Below are 5,492 nucleotides of genomic sequence, written 5' to 3' on the forward strand. Positions count from 1 at the left end.
GGCTGCGGCCGTCTCCTCGGCGATGCGTGCTTGTTCGGCGGCTGCGGCTTCCCGCGCGGCGGCTTCTTGCTCGGCGATGGCCGCTTGCTGGGCGGCTGCCGCTTGTTCGGCGGCTGCCGCTTGCTGGGCTGCCGCCTCTTCCTGGGCGACGCGCGCTTGTTCCGCCATCGCTGCCCGCTGGGCTGCGGCCGTCTCCTCGGCGATGCGTGCTTGTTCGGCGGCTGCGGCTTCCCGCGCGGCGGCCTCTTGCTCGGCGATGGCCGCTCGCTGCTCGGCAGCCGCTTGCTCGGTGACGCGTGCTTGTTCGGCTGCCGCCTCTTCCGGGGCGGTGCGTGCTGCTGCTTGCTGGGCAGCGGCGGCCGTCTCCTCGGGGGCCCGCGCCTGTTCGGCGGCAGCGTGGGCTGTCGCTTCCGCGGCGGGCGGGGCGGGAGCGGGGCTGGCCTGCTCCTGGCCCGCCGCTGCCTGCTGGTCGCGCGGCAGGCGGGTCAGCACCTCGGTCGGGTTGGTCGGAGGCGTCTTGTCGCTGGTGGGGCGCTCGGGAAGGGGGTGCGCGGGCGTCGTCGCCTGGCCGGGGGCGGGCTCGGCGGGGCGGCGGTGGACGACCTGGGTCGGAACGTTACTGGGAGTGACGATCTCCTGCTGTTGGGGGATCGCTCGTTCAGATGGGCCGAGGGCCAGCCGTCGGAACGGTGGCAGCTTCGCGAACCCGGGGTGCACCCTGGCGGTCGCGACGATGTGGCGGGCCCAGGAGCGGATGCGGGTCAACGGGTGCTTGGGGAACCGGCTGTCCCACTGTGCGTCATCGCTCGCATAGACCGTGACCTGCGGAAACCCGGGCGCGTACGGGTGCTGGCCGATGTTGTGGCCACCCAGCCGCTCGGCCACCGCGCGGTCCCGCGCCTCGCCGTCGGGACCGGTCGGGGCCTGGAGCTTGAGGACGGCGCTGCACTGCGCCTTGGGCAGGATGAAGCTGCCGATGTACACCAGCTCGCCCGCGCGCGTGGGGTGCGGGATGCGCACGATCTGGAACAGCGCGGGCGAGGTGTCGACCAGCAGGACCCACGCCTCGACCAGCGTCCCACCGTCTCCGGCGCAGGTCAGGGCCATCGCGCGGCGCAGGCCGGACAGGTCGTCCAGCGCGGCGGGCAGGTCCGGCACCAGGTCGAAGTAGGTCAGCACGACCAGGTCGTCGGACCCGGCCACCTGCCAGCTCGTCCGGTCGACCTGGCGCAGGCCTGTGGTGTCGAAGGCGATGGGCACCACAAGAGGATAGGCAAATCGGGTGACGCGGCTGTATGGATCGGGTCATGTGTCGCACGCCTCGCGCTGTCGGTTCGGCGGCCATCCGTAGACTGGGTTGACCGACGGGCCGACGGGTGACCGGCAGCCGAAAGCTGGACCTGCGAACCGACGATAGGACGAGGTGACGACAGGGTGACCCTGCTCGAGTCCGTTAACGGACCGGCTGATCTGCGGCGCTTGACCCACGAGGAACTCGACCGGCTCTCGGTGGAGATCCGATCCTTCCTGGTCGACAAGGTCACCAGGACCGGTGGCCACCTCGGCCCCAACCTCGGTGTCGTCGAGCTCACGATCGCGCTGCACCGGGTGTTCGACTCCCCGCACGACCCGATCGTCTTCGACGTCGGCCACCAGGCCTACGTGCACAAGCTGCTCACCGGCCGCCGCGACGACTTCGACGACCTGCGCCAGCAGGGCGGCATCACCGGCTACCCGTGCCGCGCCGAGTCCGAGCACGACCTGGTCGAGAACAGCCACGCCTCCACGGCGCTGAGCTACGCCGACGGCCTGGCCAAGGCCTACCAGTTGCGCGGCGAGAACCGCAGCGCGGTGGCCGTGGTCGGCGACGGCGCGCTGACCGGCGGCATGTGCTGGGAGGCGCTGAACAACATCGCCGCGGGCGCCGACCGCTCGGTCGTCATCGTCGTCAACGACAACGGCCGCTCCTACTCGCCGACCATCGGCGGCCTGGCCGACCACCTGACCTCGCTGCGCACCAGCCCCGGCTACGAGCGCGCGCTGGAGGGCGGCAAGCGGGTCCTGCAGAGCACCCCCGTCGTCGGCAAGCCCCTCTACTCGGCCCTGCACGCGGCCAAGCGCGGCATCAAGGACGCGCTGAGCCCGCAGGCCATGTTCGAAGACCTCGGCCTCAAGTACCTCGGCCCGGTCGACGGCCACGACTTCGAGTCCCTCGAGGGCGCGCTGCGCCGGGCCAAGGACTTCGGCGGCCCGGTGATCGTGCACGCGGTGACCCGCAAGGGCAACGGCTACCCGCTGGCCGAGAACGACGTGCTCGACCAGATGCACCAGACCGACCCGATCGACCCGGTGACCGGCAAGCCGCGCACCACCAAGGGCAAGGTCTGGACGTCGGTGTTCGCCGAGGAGCTGGCCGAGATCGGGGCCCAGCGCCCGGACGTCGTGGCCATCACCGCGGCCATGCTGCGCTCCACCGGCCTCGCGCCGTTCGCCGAGCGGTTCCCCGAGCGGGTCTTCGACGTCGGCATCGCCGAGCAGCACGCCATCACCTCGGCGGCGGGCCTGGCCATGGGCGGGCTGCACCCGGTCGTCGCGATCTACTCCACGTTCCTCAACCGCGCCTTCGACCAGGTGCTCATGGACGTCGCCCTGCACCGGCAGCCGGTGACCATCGTGCTGGACCGCGCGGGCATCACCGGCCCGGACGGCGCCAGCCACCACGGCATGTGGGACCTGTCGATCCTGGGCGTCATCCCCGGCGTGCACATCGCCGCCCCGCGCGACGCCTCGACGCTGCGCGAGGAGCTGCGCGAGGCGGTGATCATCGACGACGGCCCGTCGGTGCTGCGCTTCCCCAAGGCCAAGGTCGGCGCGGACATCACCGCGGTGCGCCGGGTGGGCGTGGTCGACGTGCTGCGCGAGGCCGACTCCGCCGACGTGCTGCTGGTGACGGTGGGCTCGTTCGCCGAACTGGGCCTGTCCGCCGCCGAGCGGCTGGCCGCGCAGGGCATCGGCGTCACCGTCGTCGACCCGCGCTGGGTGGCCCCGGTGCCCACCGACCTGGTCGAGCTGGCCGCCCGGCACCGCCTGGTGGTCACCGTGGAGGACTCCGGCCGCCACGGCGGCTTCGGCTGGGCGCTGGCCGCGCTGCTGCGCGACAACGACGTCGACGTGCCGCTGCGCGACCTGGGCATCCCCAACGAGTTCCACGAGCACGGCAGCCGCGACGAGGTCCTGGTCCGGCTCGGCCTCACCGCCCAGGACGTGGCCCGCCGGGTCACCGGCTGGGCCTCGGGCCTGCTCGGGCACGCCGAGAGCGCCTCGGACCCGGTCTCGGACAACGCCTGACCGCGCGCCGTCTGCCCACGTCGGACGCCCGGCGTCCGGGTGTGGCACCGTTGTGGTGTGCGGATTCTGATCGTTGAGGACGAGGAGCCCCTGGCCGAGGCCGTGGCGCGCGGGTTGCGGCGCGAGGGCATGGCAGTCGACGTCGCGCTCGACGGCGACGAGGGGCACGAGAAGGCCACCATCACCCGCTACGACGTGGTGGTCCTGGACCGCGACCTCCCCGGCATGCACGGCGACGAGCTGTGCCGGGAGATCGTGGCCTCGGGCGCGCTGACCCGGGTGCTCATGCTCACCGCCAGCGACGCCGTCGCCGACCGGGTCGAGGGCCTGTCGCTGGGCGCCGACGACTACCTGGCCAAGCCGTTCGCGTTCCCGGAGCTGGTCGCCAGGGTCCGGGCGCTGGCCAGGCGCGCCACCCCGGTGACGCCGCCGGTGCTGGTCGCGGGCGACGTCGAGCTGGACCCGGCCCGGCGCACGGTGGCCAGGGCGGGCAAGCCGGTGGAGCTGACCCGCAAGGAGTTCGGCGTCCTCGAGGTGCTGCTGGCCGCCCGCGGCTCCGTGGTGTCCAGCGAGGAGCTGCTGGAGCGGGTGTGGGACGAGAACGCCGACCCGTTCACCACCACGGTCCGGGTGACCGTGATGACCCTGCGCAAGAAGCTCGGCGAGCCCGGCGTGATCGACACCGTCGTCGGGTCCGGCTACCGGATCCCGGCCTCCGCGACCGAGTGACCGCCCCGCGCAGGCGCGGCCACGGCCTGCGGGCCCGCATCACCCTGCTCACCACGAGCCTCGCCGCGGCGGTGAGCGTGCTGCTGCTGTGGCTGGCCTGGCTGCTGGCCGGGGCGGTGGTGGCCTCGGTGCCGTCGCTGCCCTCGGGCACGACAGTGGTGGTCAACGGGGTCCGGGTCGAGGCAGAGCGCTTGGCGGAGGTCCTCGCCCAGGACGCCAGGGACCGGGTGCTGCTGGCGGGCTCGGTGGCGTTCGTCTGCGTGGTGACCGCGACGGCCCTGCTGGCCTGGGTGATCACCGGCCGGGTGCTGCGCCCGCTGCACGAGGTCACCGCGACCGCGCAGCGGCTGTCGGTGGAGTCGCTGGGCGAGCGCATCGGCCACCGCGGCGCCCGCGACGAGGTGGCCGAGCTGGCCGACACCTTCGACGCGATGCTCGAGCGCCTGCAGGCCGCGTTCTCCGCCCAGCGCCAGTTCGTCGCCAACGCCAGCCACGAGCTGCGCACCCCGCTGGCGGTCATCCGCACCGAGCTGGACGTGACCCTGGCCGACCCGCACGCCGACGTCGAGGAGCTGCGCCGGATGGCCGAGGTCGTGCGCGCCGCCACCCTGCGCGCGGGCCAGATGGTGGAGGGCCTGCTCGTGCTCGCCCGCACCGACGGCCTCGGCGTCGGCGCCACCGGCCCGGTCGACCTGGCCACCGTCGTCGCGGGCGCCTGGAACTCGGCCAGGTCCGAGGCGGGCCGCAGGCGCATCACCGCCACCTTCGACGAGGGCCACGCCATGGTCCACGGCGACGCCGCCCTGCTGGAACGGGTCGCGGGCAACCTCCTGGAGAACGCCGTCCGCCACAACGTCGACGGCGGCTGGATCACCGCCTCCACCGGCTCCGGTCCCCAGTGGAACACCCTGGAGGTCGCCTCCTCCGGCCCCGTCATCGACCCCGAGCGCGTCCCTGAGCTTTTTGAACCCTTCCGCCGCGGTGGCGTCAACCGCACCGCTCACACCGGCACGGGGCTGGGGCTGTCGATCGTTCGAGCCGTGGCCCGGGCCCATGGCGGCACCGTGTCCGCCTCGCCTGTGCCCGGTGGCGGCCTGCGGGTGACGGTGACGTTGCCCGCGACCTGAGCCGGGTTCGGGGGGAGAGCGCCCTGACGTCGTGAGAACGCGCTTGGGGACCGCTGTGGAGTTGTCCACAGGCAAGATCGACTTCGGGGTGTCGATCGGGTGAAGCCGGTAGAATGGGCATCGGGACGCCCCCAGTGGTCAATGCCACTTACTTAGTCCGGCGTGTGGGTTGTGGGGGTCGTGCGTGGTGATGGTGGCCGCGGAGATCGGGGCGTGGAAGCGTTTCGAACGCGAGGACACCGCACGACCGTGCCTGTCGATCACACCCTGGTTCGGGTCCCCGAGTAC

General features: G+C 72.9%; 3 protein-coding genes and 1 pseudogene. 3 read left to right on the plus strand and 1 reads right to left on the minus strand.

Features of this window, described 5'->3' with window-relative positions; genetic code table 11:
- Positions 1–1,260 (minus strand): annotated as a pseudogene (locus GCL84_RS10555) (hypothetical protein); the annotation flags it as partial.
- Positions 1,261–1,434: 174 nt separating this feature from the next.
- Between GCL84_RS10555 and dxs the strand changes: the two are divergent.
- The 3 genes from dxs to GCL84_RS10570 are packed head-to-tail and all read left to right on the plus strand — an operon-like array spanning position 1,435 to position 5,204.
- Positions 1,435–3,348 carry a 1-deoxy-D-xylulose-5-phosphate synthase gene (dxs, locus tag GCL84_RS10560; RefSeq protein WP_156755241.1) on the plus strand — a complete coding sequence of 638 codons (1,914 nt, stop codon included), beginning with the start codon at positions 1,435–1,437 and terminating at the stop codon, positions 3,346–3,348.
- Positions 3,349–3,405: 57 nt separating this feature from the next.
- Entirely contained in the window at positions 3,406–4,077 is a 672-nt protein-coding gene (locus tag GCL84_RS10565) for a response regulator transcription factor (RefSeq protein ID WP_156755242.1), read from the plus strand.
- Positions 4,074–5,204: a sensor histidine kinase gene (locus GCL84_RS10570; RefSeq protein WP_156755243.1), complete on the plus strand. Its 1,131-nt coding sequence runs from the start codon at positions 4,074–4,076 to the stop codon at positions 5,202–5,204. The genes GCL84_RS10565 and GCL84_RS10570 overlap by 4 nt, the downstream gene beginning before the upstream one ends.
- Positions 5,205–5,492 lie beyond the last annotated feature (288 nt).

This window comes from Actinokineospora pegani, from assembly GCF_009745975.1.
Classification (GTDB): domain Bacteria; phylum Actinomycetota; class Actinomycetes; order Mycobacteriales; family Pseudonocardiaceae; genus Actinokineospora; species Actinokineospora pegani.